The 21,123-nt window shown below is 67.1% G+C and carries 17 protein-coding genes and 2 tRNA genes; 13 read left to right on the top strand and 6 right to left on the bottom strand.

Going from position 1 to position 21,123, the window contains the following annotated elements; translation table 11 throughout:
• Positions 1-68: 68 nt before the first annotated feature.
• A complete protein-coding gene (locus tag AACH06_RS02060; protein ID WP_341423928.1) occupies positions 69-2,936 on the bottom strand; it encodes a DUF3857 domain-containing protein in 2,868 nt (955 codons plus the stop codon).
• 200 nt (positions 2,937-3,136) lie between these two features.
• Positions 3,137-4,048 carry a LysR family transcriptional regulator gene (locus AACH06_RS02065; RefSeq protein ID WP_341423929.1) on the bottom strand — a complete coding sequence of 304 codons (912 nt, stop codon included), beginning with the start codon at positions 4,046-4,048 and terminating at the stop codon, positions 3,137-3,139.
• A 144-nt stretch (positions 4,049-4,192) separates the two neighbouring features.
• Between AACH06_RS02065 and AACH06_RS02070 the strand changes: the two genes are divergently transcribed.
• From AACH06_RS02070 to AACH06_RS02085, 4 genes are read left to right on the top strand one after another with little or no spacing between them, the layout of a single operon-like run.
• Positions 4,193-4,990 carry an SDR family NAD(P)-dependent oxidoreductase gene (locus AACH06_RS02070; RefSeq protein WP_341423930.1) on the top strand — a complete coding sequence of 266 codons (798 nt, stop codon included), beginning with the start codon at positions 4,193-4,195 and terminating at the stop codon, positions 4,988-4,990.
• A 55-nt stretch (positions 4,991-5,045) separates the two neighbouring features.
• Positions 5,046-6,929, top strand: a complete 1,884-nt coding sequence (locus AACH06_RS02075; protein ID WP_341423931.1) for a gamma-glutamyltransferase family protein — start codon at positions 5,046-5,048, stop codon at positions 6,927-6,929.
• Between the two features lie 10 nt (positions 6,930-6,939).
• Positions 6,940-7,914, top strand: a complete 975-nt coding sequence (locus tag AACH06_RS02080) for a diacylglycerol/lipid kinase family protein (RefSeq protein WP_341423932.1) — start codon at positions 6,940-6,942, stop codon at positions 7,912-7,914.
• The gene (locus tag AACH06_RS02085; RefSeq protein WP_341423933.1) at positions 7,911-8,789 is read left to right on the top strand and encodes a metallophosphoesterase family protein; all 879 of its coding nucleotides are present in this window, start codon (positions 7,911-7,913) and stop codon (positions 8,787-8,789) included. The genes AACH06_RS02080 and AACH06_RS02085 overlap by 4 nt, the downstream gene beginning before the upstream one ends.
• On the opposite strand, the gene AACH06_RS02090 is transcribed toward AACH06_RS02085, so the two are convergent.
• Positions 8,732-9,775: a quinone-dependent dihydroorotate dehydrogenase gene (locus AACH06_RS02090; RefSeq protein ID WP_341423934.1), complete on the bottom strand. Its 1,044-nt coding sequence runs from the start codon at positions 9,773-9,775 to the stop codon at positions 8,732-8,734. The genes AACH06_RS02085 and AACH06_RS02090 overlap by 58 nt on opposite strands.
• Before the next feature lie 83 nt (positions 9,776-9,858).
• Between AACH06_RS02090 and rpiA the strand changes: the two genes are divergently transcribed.
• Together rpiA and AACH06_RS02100 are read left to right on the top strand one after the other, a co-directional pair.
• Positions 9,859-10,521 carry a ribose-5-phosphate isomerase RpiA gene (gene rpiA / locus AACH06_RS02095; RefSeq protein WP_341423936.1) on the top strand — a complete coding sequence of 221 codons (663 nt, stop codon included), beginning with the start codon at positions 9,859-9,861 and terminating at the stop codon, positions 10,519-10,521.
• A 126-nt stretch (positions 10,522-10,647) separates the two neighbouring features.
• Positions 10,648-10,836: a hypothetical protein gene (locus AACH06_RS02100; protein ID WP_341423938.1), complete on the top strand. Its 189-nt coding sequence runs from the start codon at positions 10,648-10,650 to the stop codon at positions 10,834-10,836.
• Between the two features lie 95 nt (positions 10,837-10,931).
• Here the strand turns inward: AACH06_RS02100 and mnmC are convergent, their stop codons facing one another.
• From mnmC to earP, 3 genes are all read right to left on the bottom strand, one after another.
• Entirely contained in the window at positions 10,932-12,908 is a 1,977-nt protein-coding gene (gene mnmC / locus AACH06_RS02105; RefSeq protein WP_341423939.1) for a bifunctional tRNA (5-methylaminomethyl-2-thiouridine)(34)-methyltransferase MnmC2/FAD-dependent 5-carboxymethylaminomethyl-2-thiouridine(34) oxidoreductase MnmC1, read from the bottom strand.
• Positions 12,909-12,969: 61 nt separating this feature from the next.
• Entirely contained in the window at positions 12,970-13,524 is a 555-nt protein-coding gene (gene efp / locus AACH06_RS02110; protein ID WP_341423940.1) for an elongation factor P, read from the bottom strand.
• Between the two features lie 306 nt (positions 13,525-13,830).
• Positions 13,831-14,922, bottom strand: a complete 1,092-nt coding sequence (earP, locus tag AACH06_RS02115; RefSeq protein ID WP_341423941.1) for an elongation factor P maturation arginine rhamnosyltransferase EarP — start codon at positions 14,920-14,922, stop codon at positions 13,831-13,833.
• 40 nt (positions 14,923-14,962) lie between these two features.
• Between earP and uvrC the strand changes: the two genes are divergently transcribed.
• The 7 genes from uvrC to AACH06_RS02150 all read left to right on the top strand — a co-directional run bounded on the left by uvrC (position 14,963) and on the right by AACH06_RS02150 (position 21,055).
• Positions 14,963-17,026: an excinuclease ABC subunit UvrC gene (gene uvrC, locus AACH06_RS02120; RefSeq protein WP_423221973.1), complete on the top strand. Its 2,064-nt coding sequence runs from the start codon at positions 14,963-14,965 to the stop codon at positions 17,024-17,026.
• On the top strand, positions 17,013-17,546 hold the full coding sequence (locus AACH06_RS02125) for a hypothetical protein (RefSeq protein ID WP_341423942.1): 534 nt from the start codon (positions 17,013-17,015) through the stop codon (positions 17,544-17,546). Before uvrC ends, AACH06_RS02125 begins: the two co-directional genes overlap by 14 nt.
• Before the next feature lie 74 nt (positions 17,547-17,620).
• Entirely contained in the window at positions 17,621-18,187 is a 567-nt protein-coding gene (gene pgsA, locus AACH06_RS02130) for a CDP-diacylglycerol--glycerol-3-phosphate 3-phosphatidyltransferase (RefSeq protein WP_341424222.1), read from the top strand.
• 303 nt (positions 18,188-18,490) lie between these two features.
• Complete coding sequence (locus AACH06_RS02135; protein ID WP_329718093.1) at positions 18,491-18,763, top strand: HU family DNA-binding protein; 273 nt, start codon at positions 18,491-18,493, stop codon at positions 18,761-18,763.
• 6 nt (positions 18,764-18,769) lie between these two features.
• Positions 18,770-18,845, top strand: a tRNA-Val gene (locus tag AACH06_RS02140).
• 177 nt (positions 18,846-19,022) lie between these two features.
• The gene (locus AACH06_RS02145; RefSeq protein WP_341423943.1) at positions 19,023-20,936 is read left to right on the top strand and encodes a SurA N-terminal domain-containing protein; all 1,914 of its coding nucleotides are present in this window, start codon (positions 19,023-19,025) and stop codon (positions 20,934-20,936) included.
• A gap of 43 nt (positions 20,937-20,979) precedes the next feature.
• Positions 20,980-21,055: transfer RNA gene (locus tag AACH06_RS02150), tRNA-His, on the top strand.
• The last annotated feature ends 68 nt before the right edge of the window (positions 21,056-21,123 follow it).

Raw genomic sequence — 21,123 nt, forward strand, 5'->3', positions numbered from 1 at the left:
AGTTGCCGGCGTTTTCATTGTGGGGGGCGCAGATGGGGCGCTGATGGGGGCGCTGAAGTGCGGTGGCGTCAGCGGGCGGCCATGGCCTGCAACTCGCGCTGCGCCAGTGCGTACTCGGTGAATTCACGCACCCGGGTGTCGACGGCCTTCTGGAACCACTCTCGTGCGGCCTGCGTCTGGCCGCTGAGCAATTGCTGCTGGCCCAGGAAGAAGTACAGCTCGCACAGGCGCCCGTCGGCCGCCTGCTTGTCGGCGCGGGCCGCGGCCAATGCCTCGTCCAGCGTGCCGCTGCCGTTGAAGAGCTTGACCACCGGATACGGCCAAGCCGGCTTGCTGTCCGCCGGCAGATACGGCTTGGTGACCTGCGCGGCATCGCCGCCCAGCTTGCGGGTCACCAGGTGCAGCCACAGCGTGGCGTAGCTGCGCTCGATCTCGCTTCGGCTCTTCAGGATCTCCAGCAGCTCGTCGCGCGCGGCATCGGTGCGCCCGGCGTAGTAGTGGGCGAAGGCCCGGGTGTAACGCGGCCCGGCATCGGTGGGCGAGAGCTTGAGGGCCTGCGACGCGTGCGTGATGGCGCCCTCATCATCGCCCCGCAGCAGCGCATTGACCGACAGGCCGGCGTGCGCATCGGCGTTGTCGGCGTCCAGGCCCAGGGCGTCCTTGAAGCTCTGGTTGGCGTCGCCGACCTGGCCGAGGTGATCCTGCTGCATCCCACGCTCGACGAGCACCTGCGCGCGGGGCTTGCGAGGAAGCCGTCCACCGTCGAGCTGCGACTGCAACATCCACAGCTTCAGCTGCGCGGTTTGTTGGACCTCGGTGCCCGGCTTGGTGGCGCCGCGTCGCGCCGATTCGTCCGCCGCCCTGATCTTGGCCAGCAGGTCGGCCCCTTGCTTCTGGCTGATGGTGGACACGCCGACGGTGCCCGACAGGCGGGGCCACAGCTTGACCAGCAGGTCACGGTGCGCCACCCAGTCGGCCGCCTCGACGCGATCACGCAGCAGCTTCAACTCGCTGGAGATGCGGGCCGAGTCGCGTTTGCCATCCACCAGGGTGTGCAGCTCGAAGGCCGCGCCCAGATGATCGAAGGGGGTGCGCTCGTCGCGGCTGAACACTTCTTCGGGGAACTTGAACTCGACCGCGTGGCGGTAGATGCCCAGCATGCCCAGGCGCATCGGCGTCTTGCGCGGCGCCTGGTCGGGCAGGCGCAATTCGTTCATCACGCTGGCCAGCCCGTAGTCGCCCACCAGCTGCTTGCCGTCTTGCAGGCGCAGATAGTCCGGCAGCTTGAACTTCATCCGCACGCGCACCGCGTTGTGCCCCTCGACCTCATCAATGGCCATCGGCTCGATCAGCTCGGCACGCGGATAGTGGCGCACCACCTCGGCAGAGAACTGCTTTTCTACCTCGGCCGCGGGTTGTGCATCCAGCGAGTAGCGCAGGCTCTCCGCGAAGTCGCCCTGGTAGGTCATCTGGGCGATGAGTGTGGGATCGTCGGCGATGCGCTCGAAGACCACCCGGTCTTCGCTTTCCACGTGCACGCTCTCGCGCGAATCGGGCAGGGCGGTCAACGCCGTGGCGCTGGCATCGGTGGCCAGGCCCCAGCCGAGGCCGCGCGAGACGCGCTCAGGCAAGGGGCCGGTCTGGCGGGCGCGGGTGCCGTCGAGCAGCAGGCCACCGGCCACGTCGACCTTGGCGATCACATGGTCGAAGGCCAGCGGGCTTGGCAGCATGGCGTCGACATCGCCACGCAGGTAGGTGGACACCAGCACCGGCGTGGCCGAAATGCCCTGCGCCTTCAACAGCGAGACGAGCAAGGTGGTCTTGTCCTTGCAGTCGCCAAAGCGCTGCTTCAGCACCTGGTCGGGCTCGGCGGGCCGGTGCGAATTGGCGCCCATCTCGGTGCCGAAATAGCGCACCTCTTTCTGGACGAAGTCGAGCGTCCGGCGCACCCGCTCGACCGGGTCGTCGCTGCCCGCCTGCGCCAGGCGCGCGGCCTCGGCTTGCACCGCTGGGCTGGGCGCCTGGCTGATCACGCCGAACGCCCGCGCGCCCCAGCGGGCCACGTCGGCCCAGTCGGCGAACTCGCTGAATTGCACCTGGTCCGGCAGGTAGTACGAGGCGGGCACATAGTTGTCTTGCTGGAACTGCGGCGCATTCACCCGCTTGACTACCGTTTCACGCCAGCCGGCCTGCTCGGTCGAGCTCACCTCGTGCCGGGCCGGGTCGGCGCGCAGCCGAATGTCGCGCCCGGTGGGTGCCAGCAGACGGTAGCGCACCAGCGCTGTCGGCCCGCGCCAGCTCACCGTGTGCTCGGTGTCGACGAATCGGCCCTCGAACACCGGGTTGGCGCCGCGCAGGCTGTAGGCAAATTCGACACGGTCGCCCACTCGCACATCGTCCAGCACGATCGATGCGGTTCGACGCCCGTCGACCATCTGGCGCTCGAGCTGCGATTCGCGTTGAAGGATCTGCACCCGGCGAGTCGGCAGCTTGTCGATGCGGCTGCCCTGGCGCCAGATCTCGAGCTTGTGCAGGGCCAGGCGCTGGTAGCTGGGGTCGAAATTGATCTGGATCTGCGATGCGTTCTCCAGGCCCCCGGTCTCGTTCACCTGCCGAACGATGCGCTCAAAGAGAACCTGGTCGTTGCGCTCCAGGCGGGTCTGCATGTCGTGCAGCAGCACGTACAACGGTGATCGGGGCAACAGCGAGATGAGGCCCGCGTCGAGCGCCACGGGTTGCACCCACGACGGCACCGGCTCGGTGGTGTAGCCGTCGGACGCGGCTTTGGCCTTGGCCGCCGGCGCGGCCGCAGCGGTGGCCGCGGCATGGGCGCCACCGGCCCACACGAGGGCAGCGGCGGCCAGGGCCCAGCCGGCAACGAGGCCGGCTTGGCGTAGTGCGGTGGCGTGTGTTGACAGTGTGAGGCTGCGCCTCATGGTGGGTCCCTCCCGTTGGCTCTGACCGTCGATCGCTCGCCTGTTCGGTGCCTGAAGTGGCCGGGTCGAAGTCGATCACGAGGTGAAGTGTGACAGCTGCGGCGATCGACCTTCACGCCGCGTTGCCGGTGATGTCATCAAGTTCACGGGGCAAAGCGCCGTGATGACGCCTTCACGGGGCAAAGCGCCGTGATGACGCTTCAGGCCCAGGGTTCAAGCTGCGGGGTGACCACCTCTGCCAGCCAATCCATCACCGCGCGCACCCGCTGAGGCATTTGGCGCCGGTTGGCATACAGCAGGTGCACGGGCAGCGATGGGGCGCGGTGTGCTGGTAGCACCTCGACCAGTTGTCCCGAGCTGAGCAGCTCTTTCACCCCGTGCTCGGGGGCCTGGATGAGGCCAAGACCCGCCAGGCATGCCGCCACATAGGCCTCGGCGTTGTTCACCGTCACGCTGCCGGGCATCGACACCCGTGCGGCGTGGCCATCCGGCACGGCCAGCTCGAAGCCATCCGGCTTGGCGCCCAGCACGCTGACGTAGTGGACGAGGCGGTGGTGTGCCAGGTCGTCGATGCTGGAGGGCGCGCCATACCGGGCCAGATAGGACGGGCTCGCGCAGTTGACCATGCGAAATCGCCCGAGCGGCCTGGCGATCAAACCCTGGTCGACCACGGGCCCGACGCGCACCACGCAGTCGAAGCCTTCGCGCACCACATCCACCCGCCGGTCGGTGCTGCTGATCTCCACCTCCACCTGCGAGTGGCGTTGCAAAAACTCGGGCAGCCGCGGCATGACCAGGTGGCGCGCTATCCCGGTCGACATGTCGATGCGCACGCGCCCACGCAGCTCGGGCGCGTGACGCTGGAAGAAGGTCTGCAGCTCGTCGGCATCGGCCAGCAGGTCTCGGCAGCGCTCGTGAAAGGCGATGCCGTCCTGCGTCAACTGCACCTTTCGGGTGGTGCGATGCAGCAGACGCGCGCCGACGTGGCTTTCCAGCGCCTGGATGGTGGTCGACACCTTGCCCTTGGGCCAACCCATCCGTTCGGCCGCCTGCGTGAAGCTGCCCATCTCAGCGACGTGGACGAAGGCGTGAAGGTGCTCAAGCAGGTTCATCGGATCGAAGGCGGGTTTGTTCTTATGGAAAGAACAATCTGATCTTGATGCGGTAGTTTATCTGCTTGGGTCGGATCAATAGAGTGACGGTCGTCGACACCTTTTCACCCTTTTCTGATCTCCGTACCCGACAGGACACTCACCATGACCGCTACCTTCTCTTCCGCCGCCGCCCCGGGCCAAGCTTCTGCCTCCATCGCCTTGGTCACCGGCGGCAGCCGTGGCCTGGGCCGATCAGCCGCCGTCCATCTGGCCCGCGCCGGCTTTGACGTCGTGCTCACCTACCGGTCTCGCGCCGACGAGGCCGCGAACGTCGTCCGGCAGATCGAATCGCTCGGCCGCCGCGCCGTAGCCATGCCGCTGGACCTGTCTGCCACCGCCGGGTTCAGCCGCTTTGTTGACGAGCTTCGCGCCGTCTTGCCGCGCCACTTCGGCCGCGATCGCTTCGATGCGCTGGTCAACAACGCGGGGGAGGGGGCACATGTCTTGCTCAACGACACGACCGAAGCTCTTTTTGACCAGATGTTCCAGGTGCACCTCAAAGGCGTCTTCTTCCTGACCCACCAGCTGGTACCGCTGATCGCCGAAGGCGGCCGGATCCTCAACGTGTCGTCGGGGCTGACCCGCTTCACCGTGCCGGGTTATGGCGCCTATGCCGCGATGAAGGGGGGGCTTGAAGTGCTGACGCGCTACATGGCGAAGGAACTGGCGTCGCGCCGCATCACGGTCAACGTGATCGCCCCGGGTGCCGTGGAGACCGACTTCGGTGGTGGCGCCGTGCGCGACAACGCCGAGTTGAACCAGGCGTTGGCCGCGCAGACGACCTTGGGCCGCGTGGGCCAACCCGACGACATCGGCGCTGCGGTGGCGATGCTGCTGTCACCCGGCAGCGCCTGGGTCACGGGCCAGCGTCTCGAAGTCTCCGGGGGCATGGTGCTGTGACGCCCAGTCGCGATGGCATCATCGCCCGCTTCATCTGACTGACGGAGCACACGGCATGCGGGCCCGCGAGGACCATCGGACACCCCACCTCATCGTCTCGGCGTGGCGCAAGGCGTGGCCGGGCTGGCTGGCCGCGTGTTGTCTGTCGGCTTGTACGCAGGCACCGATCGGGCCGGTGGCGGGGGCCGCAACGGAGGAGCTGCCTCGCGCGCCCGAAGCCGCCACGGGGCTGGCCGCCGAGGTGGCACCACAGCGGTGGTCCACCTGGGCGGTGGCGAGCGCGAACCCGGACGCGAGCGACGCGGGCGCCGAGATGCTGCGGCGCGGTGGCAATGCGCTGGACGCCGCCATTGCCGTTCAACTGGTGCTCGCCCTGGTCGAGCCGCAGTCCAGCGGTCTCGGGGGCGGTGCCTTTCTGATGCATTGGGACGGTGGCACCCTGCAGGCCTGGGACGGCCGTGAGACCGCGCCGGCGGCAGCCACCGAATCGCTGTTCCTCGACACCCAAGGCCGGCCGATGCCTTTCGACGCGGCGGTGACCGGGGGCCGCTCGGTCGGCACGCCCGGGGCCTTGCGCATGCTGGAGGTGGCGCACCGGCAGCACGGGCGCCTGCCGTGGGCCCAGCTCTTTCAGCCGGCCATCACGCTGGCGGAGCAGGGCTTCGTGGTCGGGCCGCGCCTGGCTGGGCTGTTGACCAGCGCCGATGGCCAGGCTTTGCGGCAAGACCGTCAGGCCGCAGGCTATTTCTTCCATGCTCCGGGCGGCGCGCCGCTGGCTGCCGGCGAGCGTGTGCGCAACCCGGCGTTCGCGGCCGTTTTGCGTCAAGTCGCCGACGAGGGCAGCCGCGCCATGCACCGAGGCCCCATTGCCGCGGACATCGTGCGCCGCGTGCGCGAGCACCCCATCAACCCGGGCGTGCTGGCCCTGGAAGACCTGGAGACCTACGCGCCCAAGCAACGAGAGCCGATGTGCACGGTCTGGCGGCAGCGCTACCGCGTGTGCGGCTTTCCGCCGCCCTCGTCGGGGCACATCGCGGTGATGCAGATGCTGGGGCTGCTCGAGGCCATGCCGGCCCCCATGCCGGCACTGCAGGACGGCCTGCCGAGCGCTGCCTTCCTGCACCGCTACAGCGAGGCCGCGCGCCTGGCCTTTGCAGACCGGGCGCAGTACGTGGCCGACCCCGATTTCGTCTCGCCGCCGGCGGGCCGCTGGAGCAGCCTGCTCGACGCGGGCTACCTGGCTGAGAGAGCCCGCCTGATCGACGACGCACGCAGCATGGGCGTGGCCACCGCCGGGCAGCCAGAGGCCGTGAAGACCAGCGGCTATGCGCCTCAGCCCGCCCAGCCGGAGCACGGCACCAGCCATGTGAGCATCGTCGATGCGGACGGGCACGCGGTGTCGATGACGACGACCATCGAGGCCGCATTTGGCAGCCGGGTGATGAGCGATGGTGGCACCGGCCTGCCGGGCGGCTTTCTCTTGAACAACGAGCTGACCGATTTTTCTTTCGTACCGCGTGACGCGCAGGGCCGCCTGGTGGCCAACCGCGTCCAGCCGGGCAAGCGGCCGAGGTCCAGCATGAGCCCGACGATGGTCTTTGATCTGCAGGCGCCGGCGAATCAACCGCTGACGATGGTGATGGGTTCGCCCGGTGGCTCGGCCATCATTCACTACAACGCCAAGACCTTGCTTGGCACGCTGGCCTGGGGTCTGTCGCCGCAGGCCACGCTGGACCTGCCCAACTTCGCCAACGACAACGGCATCACCCGCGTGGAATCCGGGCGTTTTCCAGCCGCGACGCGCCAGGCGCTCCAGGCACGCGGTCAGCGTGTGGCCGAGCAGGATCTGACGAGCGGTTCACAGGTGTTGATGCGTGTGCCTGGCGGCTGGGTGGGCGGTGCAGACCGCCGCCGCGAAGGCACGGTCCGCGGCCAATGACGATCGAGACATGAGCGATCCAGGCACCGCCGGCCCACCGCTGTTCATCGTGCTCAACCAGGGGTCGGGCAGTGACGACGCGGCGCAGGTGCGCCAGCAAATCGGCGACGTGCTGGTTCGCGCTGGGCGCGAGCATCGCTTTTTGCAGGCGGCGCGTGGCAGCGATGTGCCGGTCATGGCACGCGAGGCGGTCGCGGCGGCGCAGGCGAGCCGTGGCATCGTGGTGGCGGCGGGGGGCGACGGCACGATCAACACCGTGGTCAACGCGGTGCTGGGCACAGGCTGCACGATGGGGGTGTTGCCGCAAGGCACCTTCAACTACTTCGGTCGAGCGCAGGGCATTCCGCAAGACACCGTGCAGGCCACCGAATGCCTGCTGACCGGCACGCCTCAACCGGTGCAGGTGGGCTTGGTGAACGACCGCGCCTTTGTCGTCAATGCGAGCTTGGGCCTGTACCCGCAGTTGCTGCAAGACCGCGAGGCGTACAAGCAGCGCTACGGGCGCTCACGCTGGGTGGCGGCCTGGGCAGCGGTTCTGTCGCTGCTGCATGCGCACCGTCCCTTGCGGCTCGAGCTTTCCAACGGGCAGCAGGTGCGCAGCATCCGCACGCCCACGCTGTTCGTGGGCAACAACGGCCTGCAACTGAGCCAGATTGGCATTGCCGAGGCACCGGCCGTCGAACAGGGCGATCTGGTGGCCATCACCCTGCGGCCGGTGGGCACGCTGGCGATGGCGTGGTTGATGCTGCGCGGCGCATTTGGACAATTGGGCGAGGCGAATGATGTGTTCAGCTTCGCCTTCGACAGCATGCAGGTTCGGCCCGCCGCGCCGTTTGGCCGGCGCCGGATGAAGGTGGCGGCCGATGGCGAGGTGTTCCGCATGCGGGCGCCGCTGCAATTTCGGGTGGCACCGCAGCCGTTGATGCTGATCAAGCCCTTGGCCGCCATCGCACCCGCGTCTGCCGACCCGGTCAACTCGCCGTGAGCCTTTTGCTGCAGATCTCGGACCCGCACTTCGGCACCGAGCGGCCGGAGGTGGTGGAAGGTCTGCTTCGCTTGGCCCGCGCCGAGCGGCCGGATCTGGTGGTGCTCTCGGGCGACATCACCCAGCGCGCGACACGGCGCCAGTTCATGGCCGCACGTGCGTTCTGCGAGAGCCTGCGCGCGCCGGCGCTGCTGGCCTTGCCTGGCAACCACGACATCCCCTTGTTCGACATCGGCCAGCGGGTGCTGCGGCCCTATGGGCGATATCGCGCGGCGTTCGGCCCGGCCCTCGAAGGCGAATGGTCGTCGGCCGACATGCTGGTGCTCACCCTCAACACGACGCGCCCCTGGCGCCACAAGGATGGCGTGGTCTCGACGGCTCAGATCGAGCGGGTCGCGCAACGGATGGCCGCGGCCACGCCTGCGCAATGGCGGGTGGTCGTGGTGCACCAGCCGATGGCGGTGACCCGCCCGCAAGACGAACGCGACCTGATGCATGGCCACGCCCGGGCCCTGCGCCGTTGGTGCGAGGCCGGGGTGGACGTGGTGCTGGGCGGCCACATCCACCTGCCTTATGTGGTGGGCCTGCACGAGCGCGATGCGTCGTTCAGCCGCCCGATGTGGGTGGCGCAGGCAGGCACCGCCGTTTCAAGCCGCGTGAGGCATGAGGCCGGCAATTCGGTGAACCTGCTGCGCCGTGCCGCAGACGACACCGAGGGCCAGGCCCGCCGATGCCGCCTCGAACGATGGGATTGGCAGGAAGATCGCCACAGCTTCGAGCTGGCGGCCTGCCGCGAGCTGCGCGCAGGCGTTGCGCCTCAGCCCTTGGCAGACAGCGCCCGGGCGATCTGCGGCACGAGCGGCGGCCCGCCGTAGATGAAGCCGGTGTAGACCTGCACCAGGTCGGCCCCGGCGGCCACCTTCGCGCGGGCATCATCGGCGCTCATCACCCCGCCCACGCCGATGATCGGGAAGCCGCGGCCCAGCGCTGCGCGCAGCGCCTTCACCACACGGTGGCTGGCTTCGCGCACCGGCGCACCCGACAACCCGCCCGCTTCTTCGGCATGCGGCAGGCCCTTGACCGCGTCTCGGGCGATGGTCGTGTTGGTGGCGATCACGCCATCCACACCGTGGCGCTGCAGGGTGGCTGCGATCACGCCGATCTGGTCGTCATCCAGATCCGGGGCGATCTTCAGGAACATCGGCACCCGGCGCGCCTGCTGCTGCTCGAGCAAGGCCTTGCGCTCGGTCAAGGCGCCAAGCAGCGCGTCCAGCGCCTCGTCGCTTTGCAGCGCGCGCAGGTTCTTGGTGTTCGGGCTGGAAATGTTGACGGTGATGTAGTCGGCGTGCGGGAAGACGCCGGTCAGGCCGGCCAGGTAGTCATCCACCGCGTTCTCGATCGGGGTGACGGCGTTCTTGCCGATGTTCAGGCCGAGGATGCCCCCGTTCGCGCGGAAACTGCGGGCGCGCCGCACATTGGCAAGAAAGGCCTCCAGGCCTTCGTTGTTGAACCCCAGTCGGTTGATCAGCGCCTGTGCTTGAGGCAACCGGAACATGCGCGGTTTGGGGTTGCCGGGCTGTGCCTTGGGGGTCACCGTGCCCACCTCGATGAAGCCGAAGCCCATCGCCCCGAGCCCGTCGATGCAGCGGCCGTTCTTGTCCAGGCCCGCCGCCAGGCCCACGCGGTTCGGGAACTTCAGGCCGGCCACCGTGACGGGGTCGTTGACTCGGGTCTGCGACCACAGGCACTGCGCGGGGGTGTTCTGCAGCCGGGCGATCGTGCCGAGGGTCAGGTCGTGAGCCGCCTCGGGGTCGAGGCCGAACAAAAAGGGGCGGGCAAGGGCGTAGGGGACGAGAGACATGGGGCCGGATTGTCTCAGGCCGGCGGCCCCTGACGGCGCTCGGCGGCCGCGGAAGAACAGGGCAAGCCTGAGACAATCTCGCCATGACGCAAGACGAACTCAAGGCCCTGGTCGGGCAGGCCGCCCTGGCGGAAGTGGTGCCCGGCACCGTCGTGGGTGTAGGCACCGGATCGACGGTGAATTGCTTCATCGATGCACTGGCCACGATGAAGGACCAGATCGCCGGCGCCGTGTCGAGCTCGGTCAAGAGCACCGAGCGGCTTCAGGCTCACGGCATCCGCGTGCTCGACGCCAACGAGGTCGAATCGATCCCGGTCTACATCGACGGCGCCGACGAAATCGACCACCACGGGAACATGATCAAGGGTGGCGGCGCGGCGCTCACGCGGGAGAAGATCGTCGCCGACTTGGCACAGCGTTTCGTCTGCATTGCCGATGCCTCCAAGCTGGTCGACGCGCTGGGCCGGTTTCCCTTGCCCGTCGAGGTGATTCCGATGGCGGCGGCCCAAGTGGCGCGTCGCTTTGGCCAGGCCTACGGCGGTGACGCCCGCGTGCGCGAAGGCGTGGTCACCGACAACGGCAACCTGCTCCTCGACGTGCGCGGCCTGTCGATCACCGACCCGGCAGCGATGGAGGCCGAAGTGAACCAATGGCCGGGCGTGGTGACCGTTGGCGTCTTCGCCCGCCACAAGGCGCGGGTGTGCTTGCTGGGCACGCCCGAGGGTGTGAAGACCTTGCGATTCTGAGCATCGCCGTGGGCGTTGCGGTGATGCCATCGCAACGCTGGGTGTATCGTTGGTGCCAAGGGGGTCCGGCCTGTCGGGTCGCCGCCCGCCTCTCACAGCTGACCTGGATGAAGCAAAGGAGGGTCCGTGCCCACGCCGAACTACGCCTACGAAAAGCGCCAGCGCGAACTGGCAAAGAAGCGCAAGAAAGAAGAGAAAGCGGCTCGCAAGGCCCATGGTGGCCGAGACGACGAGCCTGAGGCGGGTGCCGAGCCGCCAGAGGGGCAGCCGGGCCCAGCCGACGCGCCCACGTCCGAACCCCCTGCCGCGGGTTGAACTTCGAGCCGCAGAGGCGGGCTGGCCGGCGCGGCTGGCGTGGCCTCGATCCGCGCGACGCAGCGGCGGTGTGTGCCTGGAGCCGGCGTGCGCGTTCAGGCTCGGCGCACGCGGCGTGACAGAAAGCGCGCCGGGTCGACCGCATCCATCAGGCTGCCCGGCACCGGCAGCGGCGCGCCCGTGATGAGCGCCGCCAACACCTCGCCCAACAGTGGCGCCCAGCTGATGCCCCGTGAGCCGAGCGCGCTCAACACGTACAGGCCCGTCACACGCGGCACGTGGCGCGGTTGTTCGAGCCGATAGGCCCCTTGAAGGGTGGCCGAGGGCACCGGTACACCACCCACCACGGGCAGCCGGTCGTCACAGCCAAGGCGCCACGCGACCCGGCCACCCAGCGTCGCGGCGTCTGCAGCGAACCATGATTCAGGCACCTGCACCGCCTGGCCCGTCAGTGCGCTGAGGTGGGCCAGGTTGGCACGGTGGTCGGCCTCGCGGAGCTCGGCGCCTTCGTCATCCACCTGCGACGTGGCGCCACACAACAGCCCGCCTCCGATGTCAGGCGGCAAGGTGATGACGTAGCCGCCGCTGGCCAGCGGGAGCCTGGGTTGCGGCAGCGCCTTGGCAGCGGCGGGGTTTACCACCGTGAGTTGGCCGCGGGTGTGCCGCCAGGGCCAGCTCGCCGCATCGCTGTGCGGCTGCAGCAGGGCCGGCGTGGCGCGGGCGGCGGCGATCACCACGACGTCGGCTTCCGCGAGCAAGTGACCGTCGTCGGAGAACGCCCGCCAAAGGCCTTCGGCCGATCGCTCGACACGCGCCGCGGCCGACAGCCGTTTCACCTGGATGTTCGAGGCGTCGAGCCAGTGGCGGATCAGACGGGCGGGTTGCAGCCAACCACCGCCGGGAAATAGCCAGGCATTGCCCGCCACGGCGCAGCCCGACAGTTGGGCGGCTTGGAGGTCGGTGGTGGGCTCGGCATAGCGGCTCGGAAGTCCCCATTGGCTGGCCATGCGCTGCAGCGCTTCGATGGGCTCGCCGGTGGTCCCACGCAGCAAGCCGTCGACCCGGCCCGGCACGGTGCCCGAAGCCACCAGGGGGCGGTAGATCTGTTCGGCCCGCAAGGCAGCTGCCCGCAACCACTGGGCGTGGGCCCCGTCGTGCGCATGCACCACGCCATGGAACAGCCCGGCGGGATTGCCTGACGCACCTGTGGCCACCTCCTCGGCGGCTTCGAGCACGGTGACGCTCAGGCCCTGGCGCTGCAGGGCCCAGGCGGCTGCGGCGCCGCCCAGCCCCGCGCCGACGACCAACGCGTGGCGTGCGCCGGGCAAGGGCCGGCGTCCGGCCGGCGCACCATGCCGGTGTGCGGCGGCTTCGTCCCGGAGGCGGGCCACGGTCATGTCTCGTTTGCCGGCGAACCCCGGCGCGCGTTGGGCATGAAAGCCCGCGCCACTCAGTGCATCGCGCACGCTGCGCGCGGCGCTCCAGGTGGCGGCCGTGGCGCCCGGGGCCGCGAGGCGGGCCAGAGCGCGCAAGGCGTGTGCATCCCACATGGGTGCGTTGCGCGCGGGCGCGAATCCGTCGAGATAGATGGCGTCGGCCTGGGCTTGCAACTCGGGCAGCCAATCGGCCAGGTCGCCCAGCGCCAACAGCAGCCGCACTCGCCCCTGCTCGAACTCCAGGGTGTGCAGGCCGTGGGTGGCGGCAGGCCAGGCGCCGTGCAGCAAGGCGGCGAGCGCGGGCTCGGGCGAATGGGTGTGAGCGCGCCCCAGATCATCGAGGGTCGGCGGGTGCTTCTCGATCGACACGAACACCAGCTGGTCCGGCCGCTGGTCGTCGCTTCGCCAGGCTGACCAGGTGGCGAGGAAGTTGTTGCCAAGACCGAAGCCGGTTTCCAGAATGACAAAACGGCGGCGGCCCTGCCAACGGGCGGGCAGGCCGTTGCCGGCCAGAAAGACTTGCCGGGCCTGCTCGAATGCGCCGGCGCGGGCGTGGTAGACATCGCCAAACGCCGGCGCGAACGGGACGCCGTCGTCGAACGTGATCTGCGCAGGAACGATCGGTTCGGTCTTCATCGGTGAATGAAAAAAGCCGGCGCAGAGGCCGGCTTCGTCAGGCGAGCTGGGTGCCTGGCACTCAGACGCGCTTGCGGTATTCGTGCGTGCGGGTGTCGATTTCGATCTTGTCGCCGTTTTCCACGAAGATGGGCACCGAGATCTCGAAGCCCGTGCCCACCAGCTTGGCCGGCTTCAGCACCTTGCCCGAGGTGTCGCCCTTGACGGCGGGGTCGGTCGTGATTTCGCGAACGACAGTGGTCGGCAGTTCGACCGAGATGGCCTTGCCTTCGTAGAACACCACTTCGACGGCCATGCCGTCTTCGAGGTAGTTGATCGCGTCGCCCATGTTCTCGGCCTCGACCTCGAACTGGTTGTATTCGGCGTCCATGAACGCATACATCGGGTCGGCGAAGTAGGAGTAGGTGCACTCCTTCTTGTCGAGGATGATCTGCTCCATCTTGTCATCGGCCTTGAACACGGTTTCCGCGCCGAAGCCGCTGAGCAGGCTCTTCATCTTGATGCGCACGGTGGCCGCGCCGCGGCCGCCACGGCTGTATTCGGTCTTGAGGACGACCATCGGGTCCTTGCCCTGCATGATCACGTTGCCGGCGCGGATTTCCTGTGCGAGTTTCATGGTGAATTTCCGAAGAGTCGGGAAAGTGGGCTGCGACTGATGGCGGCTGCCGGGTGATTCAGTGCGCGGCGGTTGAGCGGCCGGCGGGTCAAGCCTCGGGTCGACTTGAGTCGATGACACCGTCGCCAGCCCTCACGCTCGCACTCGCGACACCGAAGGGTTCGTCTTGAGCGAGCCGCCTGCCCGTTGCGCCTCACGTGCTGGACGTGAAGGCGTTGCCGCGGTGCAAAGGCGCTGAGTGGGGGCTTGGGCGGCCATCTCAAATCTGCGAGGCGGGGCCGGCCGAAATCCGCAAAGCCTTGAATTTTAACGCTTTTCAGTGACGAATTCCAGCAACTGGGTGCACAGGTCGGTTTGCCCGAGCAGGGTGTCACGCCAAGCCACCGAATGGCCCTGCCAACGGGCCAGGTCGGGCAGCGAGGCGGGCAGCACCGGATCCGCGGCATTCCAGGCGTGCATCCAGGCCCGCACGGGCCCGGCCAGAGGCACCGCTGCGGCGGCCAGGTACCTGTCGAGAAACGCGTCAAGCTTGACGATGTGCGCGCCGTCGTCTTGGGGGTAGATGTTCCAGACGAACGGGCGGCCCGCCCACTGGGCACGGACGAACGAGTCTTCTCCGCGGACGACGTTCAGATCACAGGCCCACAGCAGGTGGTCGTAGTCGGGCTGGCTGAGCCAGGGCAGGGCCCGGATGCGGCACGTGCCGGGTACGCCCTGCGCCTGCGCAGCCTTTGTCAGGCGGGCCGCGTGGCCTGGTGTGGCGAGCAGCAAGGTGGGGATGTCGCCCAGCCTTTCGAGCCACGAGGCGACCGGCGCCGCGGCATAGCAGAACAGGCTGACCAATCGCTCCCCGGGGCGCCGTTCCACGCCCAGGCCGGCAAGCCATGCCTTGGCATCGAATCGGGCTTGCCGAGCCAGCAGGCCCGGCTCACGCAGCAACCCACCGGTGGCCGATGTGAAGCCGGGGTAGAAGAACCACTTGGTCAGGCCTGCGCCGGGGCCGTTGAACTGGGGCGAGGGCAGCCGATGGCTGCGCTCGACGTAGTCTTCGGCGCTCAGGTACTCCAGGTTGATCCACACCGGTGGCCGTGACGGCGCCGTGCGGCTGGCCATGGCGCGGACGAAGGCCTCTGGCGGGTCGCAGCCGAACGCCTCGACGACCACGTCGCCGGGCTCCAGGATCGGGCAGTCGCTCGACCAGTGGATCACCTCGATACCCGGCAGCCCCTGCGGTGCCAGCCAGGCCAGTGCCGTCGCGTCATCGACCCACAGGCGCACGCGATGGCCTCGTGACGCCAGATCAGCCGCGAGCCGCCAGCACACGCCGATGTCGCCGAAGTTGTCGACCACACGGCAAAAGAGATCCCAGCGCAAGCCGGACGGTGATGCAGACAGCATCGCGACATTATCGAAGCGCCCACTGCACAATCGCGCTCCGATGAGCGATCCCCACCACCCTTCGACGCCAGACTCCCAGCCTGATGTGCCCGAGCCCTTGCAGGCAGAGGCGGAGTCCGCGGCGCAGAGCACCCACACGGCCGAAGCGATGGCCATGGCGCGCGAGCGGGTGCTCGCCGAGGTGGCCGCGCTGCCCGGCTTGCCCGGCGTCTACCGCTACTTCGACATCAACGGCCAGGTGCTGTATGTGGGCAAGGCGCGCGACCTGAAAAAGCGCGTGTCGAGCTACTTCCAGAAAGACTTGGGCGGCACCCGCATTGGCGTGATGGTGTCGCGCATCGCGCGCCTCGAAACGACGGTCGTACGCACTGAAGCTGAAGCGCTGCTGCTGGAAAACAACCTGATCAAGACGTTGAACCCGAAGTTCAACATCCTGTTCAGGGACGACAAGAGCTACCCCTACCTCAAGCTGGTCTCACACGGCTTCCCGCGCGTGGCCTACTACCGCGGCGCGGTGGACCGCAAGCATCGCTACTTCGGCCCCTACCCGGGGGCTTGGGCGGTGAAAGAGACGATCCAGCTGATCCAAAAGGTGTTTCGTCTGCGCACCTGTGAAGACACGGTCTTCAACAACCGGTCTCGCCCCTGTCTGCTGTACCAGATCCGGCGTTGCTCCGGCCCCTGTGTCGGCTTTATCTCTGCGGAAGACTATGCCCGCGACGTGCGCGACACCGAGCGTTTTCTGTTGGGTGAGCAGCAGCAGGTGGTGGATGAGCTTCAGGCCCAGATGATGGCCCATGCCGAGGTGCTCGAATTCGAGAAGGCGGCCGAGTTGCGCAACCGCATCTCGGCGCTGGCGCGGGTGCTGCACCAGCAGTCGATGGACGAGAGCAGCCTGTCGGCCGCCGGCAGGGAGGTGGACATCCTCGCCGTGAAGGTCGCCGGTGGTCGCGCGTGCGTGAACCTGGCCATGGTGCGCGGCGGTCGCCATCTCGGTGATCGAGCCTTCTTCCCGACGCATGTGGACGATGCCACCGCATTGGCGGCCGACGAATCCAGCGCACTGGCCGAAGGCGATGCGGTCGAACCTCTGAATGCAGAGCAGCAACTGGCTGTGGCCGAACAGCAGGTGCTGCAAGCCTTCATGGCACAGCACTATCTTCACAGCACGCCGCCGCCGGTGTTGGTGGTGAGCCATGCCGTGGACAAGGCGCTGCTCGCGGCACTGAGCGCCCAGACGGGCGTCAAGATGGTGGCGTTGCATCAACCGCGCGAGCAACGCCGCATCTGGCTCGATATGGCGATCAAGGGATGTGAGCTGGCGCTCGCCCGGCTGCTGGCCGAAGAGGGATCGCAACGCGAGCGCACCCGTGCGCTGGTGGATGCGCTCGACCTGGCGATCGACAACCTGGACACATTCCGTGTCGAATGTTTCGACATCAGCCACACGGCGGGCGAGGCCACCCAGGCAAGCTGCGTGGTGTATGAAGACCATCGCATGCAGAACGCGCAGTACCGGCGATTCAACATCGAAGGCGTGACCGGCGGCGACGACTACGCCGCCATGCGGCAGGTGCTGACGCGTCGCTACGCCAAGCTGGCGGAGTTGGTGTCGAGCGACGGCCCGGCATCGGTGGCGCCGGGTTCGAAGGCGCGCCTGCCTGATCTCGTGCTGGTCGACGGCGGTCGTGGCCAGGTGACCATGGCACGCGAGGTCTTCAGCGAGCTGGGGCTCGATTTGTCGTTGATCGCGGGCGTCGAGAAAGGCGAGGGCCGCAAGGTCGGCCTGGAAGAGCTGGTGTTCGCCGATGGGCGAGACAAGCTCGCGCTGCCGCCGGATTCCGCGGCGCTCATGCTCATCGCCCAGATCCGTGACGAGGCGCATCGCTTCGCGATCACCGGCATGCGCGCCAAGCGTGCCAGTGTTCGCACCGGAGGCAGCCGGCTCGAAGACATTCCCGGCGTCGGCCCGAAGAAACGGGCGAAACTGTTACAGCGTTTTGGCGGAGTCCGCGGCGTGACGGCTGCGAGCGTTGATGACCTGGCCAGCGTGGAAGGCATCTCGAAAGAATTGGCAGAGGACATCTACCGTGCGTTGCACTGATCACGAAGACACCCACATTTCCCAGCAGCCCATCGCGCCCGAGCGTCGAGCCTCTTTGGCGTACCTGTTCAGCATCACCGCCCCGGCGGCGTGGTTGGCGGCTTGTTCCAGCCCGATGCCGGCGCCGGCTCCGCCGCCCGTGACGCCACGATTCGTTCCGCCGGCACCTGCACCCAAACCTGCGGCGAACGCGGCCCGCTCGTGGGACGAATACCGCCAGCGTGCTGCGCAGAAACTGGTGGCGGCCAACCCCGACATCACCTACACCGGCAGCGTGCCCGAACCGCTGCTCGCGATCCCGGTGCTGTCGATCGAGCTTCACAGCGATGGCAGCATCTCGAAGATCGAGGTGATGCGCTACCCCTCGCAGGCCAAGGACACGACCCAGATCGCGATCGATGCGGTCAAGCGTGCGGCACCGTTCGGTGATGTGTCTCGCCTGCCCAAGCCGTGGAAGTACGTGGAGACCTTTCTCTTCGACGACAACCGCAAGTTCAAGCCGGTCACGCTGGACCGCTGAACTGCGGCCGCCGAAACCGGGCGGCCGAAGCGGGGTGGTCGAATCGGGTTGTCGATAGCGTGCAGAATGCGCCTATGTTTTTCACCATCCCGACACTGTTGACCTGGGCACGAATCGTGGCGATCCCGTTGATCGTTGCGGTGTTCTACCTGCCCATGTCCGACCCGCTGCGCAACCTGGCAGCGACCGTGATGTTCGTGGTGTTCGCGCTCACCGATTGGCTCGATGGCTACCTGGCACGCAAGCTCAACCAGAGTTCCGCGTTTGGCGCGTTTCTCGATCCCGTCGCCGACAAGTTCCTCGTCTGCGCCTCGCTGATCGTGCTGGTGCAACTGCACCGCGTGCACGCGCTGATCGCGCTCGTCATCATCGGTCGTGAGATCGCGATCTCTTCGCTGCGCGAGTGGATGGCGCAGATCGGCGCGTCGCGCAGCGTGGCGGTGCACATGCTCGGCAAAGTCAAGACCACGGTTCAAATGGTGGCGATTCCGTTCCTGCTGTACGACGGCACGTTGTTCGGCCTGATCGACACCAAGCTGTGGGGCACCGGGCTCATTGTCGCGGCCACGGTGCTGACCATTTGGTCAATGGTGTACTACCTGCAAAAAGCGCTACCGGAAATTCGTGCCAAGGCCCGTTGACCGAGGTCACTCGCACGCTGCGGCGGGCCCGGCGGCAGGGGCGGCGAAGCACCACTTTTGTGACGTCGCAAAAACCGCATGTCACGGTGCTCACGGCGCTGAACGGCTTGGGGTTTACACATAGAATCCGCTTCCGCGCTTGACACCGTCGGGACCCAAGGCTGTAATGATTTTTCGCCTGCGACTCAGGCCTTTGCCCCTCGCAGCGCGCCGCGATGGCACATCGCACCAGGTCACTTTTCGGGCGCTTGAACTTCAAGCCGAGCCACACCATTTCCAGACCGTCGAGAGAGGGGTACCTACGTGAACAAATCCGAGTTGATCGAACACATTGCACGCCAGGCTGACATCTCCAAGGCTGCTGCGACCCGCGCGCTGGAAGCCGTCATCGGTGGCGTGAAAACCACCCTGAAAAAGGGCGGCAGTGTGTCGATCGTGGGTTTCGGCACCTTTGCCGTCACCAAGCGCGCGGCGCGCACGGGGCGCAATCCCCGTACGGGCACCGCGATCAAGATCAAGTCGGCTAAAGTGCCGAAGTTCCGTCCGGGCAAGGGCCTGAAGGACGCGCTGAACTGATTCTGTGGGTGCTTAGCTCAGTTGGTAGAGCGGCGCCCTTACAAGGCGTAGGTCGGGGGTTCGAACCCCTCAGCACCCACCACCCCACACATCGGCAGCCGCCCTCGGGCATTGATTAGAATCCCGCGCGGCGTACGCAGACCGATGACGACAAGGCGAACTCCGGTTCGCCTTTTTCGTTTCCCTATGCCCCCAGGTTCTGAGACCTCCTCGGGGCGGCCCGTTGATTGCGCAGCACCTTCTTACAAGGCTGAGTTTCATGTTCGATTTCGTTCGTTCGCACACCAAGCTGCTGCAGTTCATTCTGGTGCTGCTGATCTTCCCGTCCTTCGTGTTCTTCGGAATCCAGGGCTACTCCAGCTTCACCGACGCCAGCAACGCGGCGGTGGCCAAGGTCGGGGGCGGCGAGATCAAGCAGTCCGAGCTGGACCAGGCTCACAAAGAGCAGGTGATGCGCATGCAGCAGCAGATGCCCAACGTCGATACCAAGATGTTCGACACGCCCGAGATGAAGAGCCGCACGCTCGATTCGCTGGTGCGCGAACGTGTGCTGCGCACGGCGGTGGTGAAGGAGAACCTGCTGATCTCGAACGATCGACTCGAGCGCTTGTTCAAGACCGACCCGCAGTTCGCCTCCATCCGTATGCCCGATGGCCGCATCAACCGCGACTTCCTGTCGGCCCGCGGCATGACGGTGGAAGGGTTCGAGCAGCAACTGCGTGACGACCTGGCCAAGCGACAGGTGCTCGAAGGTGTGTCGTCCTCTGTGCTGCCCGGCCAGGCCGCTGTGGGCTCGGCCGCTTCGGCGCTGCTGGAGCAACGCGAAGTCCAGGTGCAGGCCTTCTTTGCCCGCGAACTCGAAAAGACCCTGAACCCCACCGACGCCGAGCTCGAGGCCTACTACAAGGATCACCAGTCTCAGTTCCGCAGCCAGGAAGAAGCGCGCATCGAGTATGTGGTGCTCGACCTTGATGCCCTGAAGAAGCAGGTGGTGCTGGGCGAAGACGATCTGAAGGCCTACTACAAGAACAACCTGCAGCGCTATTCGACGCCCGAAGAGCGGCACGCCGCGCACATCCTGATCAACGCGCCCGAAAGCATGGCAGCGGCTGAGCGTGAAAAGGCCAAGGCCAAAGCCGAAGCCTTGCTGGCCGAGGCGCGCAAGAACCCGGCTGGCTTTGCTGAGCTGGCCAAGAAGAACTCTGACGACAAGGGCTCGGCCGCCAACGGGGGCGACCTCGACTTCTTCGGCCGTGGCGCGATGGTCAAGCCGTTTGAAGACGCCGCGTTCTCGATGAAGCCGGGCGAGATCAGCAACCTGGTCGAGTCCGAGTTCGGCTACCACATCATCAAGCTGCTGGAAGCGCGTGGCGGTGAGGCCAAGCCCTTCGAGGCCGTGCGCCAACAGATCGTCGATGAGCAGAGCAAGCCCAAAGCGCAAGAGCTGTATGCCGCCAGCGCCGAGCAGTTCACCAACATGGTGTACGAACAGTCGGACAGCCTTCAGCCTGTGATCGACAAGCTCAAGCTTGTCAAGGCCGAGGCCACCGTGCAGCGCAACCCGAAGCCGGGTGCCACCGGGCCGCTCGCGTCGCCGAAGCTGCTGGAGAAGGTGTTCTCGACGGATGCGGTGCAGAACAAGCGCAACACCGATGCCGTCGAAACTGGTACCAACCAACTGGTGTCGGCCCGCGTCATCGAGCACAAGCCGGAGCGTGTGCTGCCGTTGGCTGAAGTGCGTGAGCGCGTGCTGGCCGCCGTCAAGGCGCAGCAGGCTTCGGCCCTGGCCAAGAAAGAGGGCGAGGCCCGGGTCGCTGCGCTGAAAAAGAGCCCCGAAGAGGCGATGTCGCAGCCCGCCATCGTGGTGTCTCGCACCGATCCCAAGCAACAGCCTCGCCCGGTTGTTGAAGCGGTGCTGCGCGCCGACATCAGCAAGGGCCCTGCGGTGCTGGGCGTGGACCTGGGTGACCAGGGCTACGTGGTGGCCCGCGTGGCCAAGCGCGTCGACCGCGAAGCGACCGATCCGCGCAACGAGGATGCCAAGTCATTCGTGGCGCAGGCTCTGGCCGCAGCGGAATCCGAGGCCTACTACGACGCGCTGAAGCGCCGCTACAAGGTCAAGATCGAAAAGCCGGTCGTCACCGCCGAAGCAGCTTCTGCTGCAACGAAGTAACCCAGGCCACAGAAGTCAGGCTATAATCTTTGGCTTACCGGTGGTGGCTGTAGCTCAGTTGGTAGAGTCCCAGATTGTGATTCTGGTTGTCGTGGGTTCGAGTCCCATCAGCCACCCCACCTAACAGCATGAAACGCGGGCACCTCAGGTGCCCGTTTTTCTTGGTGGGCCGCCTTCGGTGCCTCGG

This window comes from Ideonella lacteola (assembly GCF_038066555.1).
In the GTDB taxonomy this organism is placed as follows: domain Bacteria; phylum Pseudomonadota; class Gammaproteobacteria; order Burkholderiales; family Burkholderiaceae_C; genus Ideonella; species Ideonella lacteola.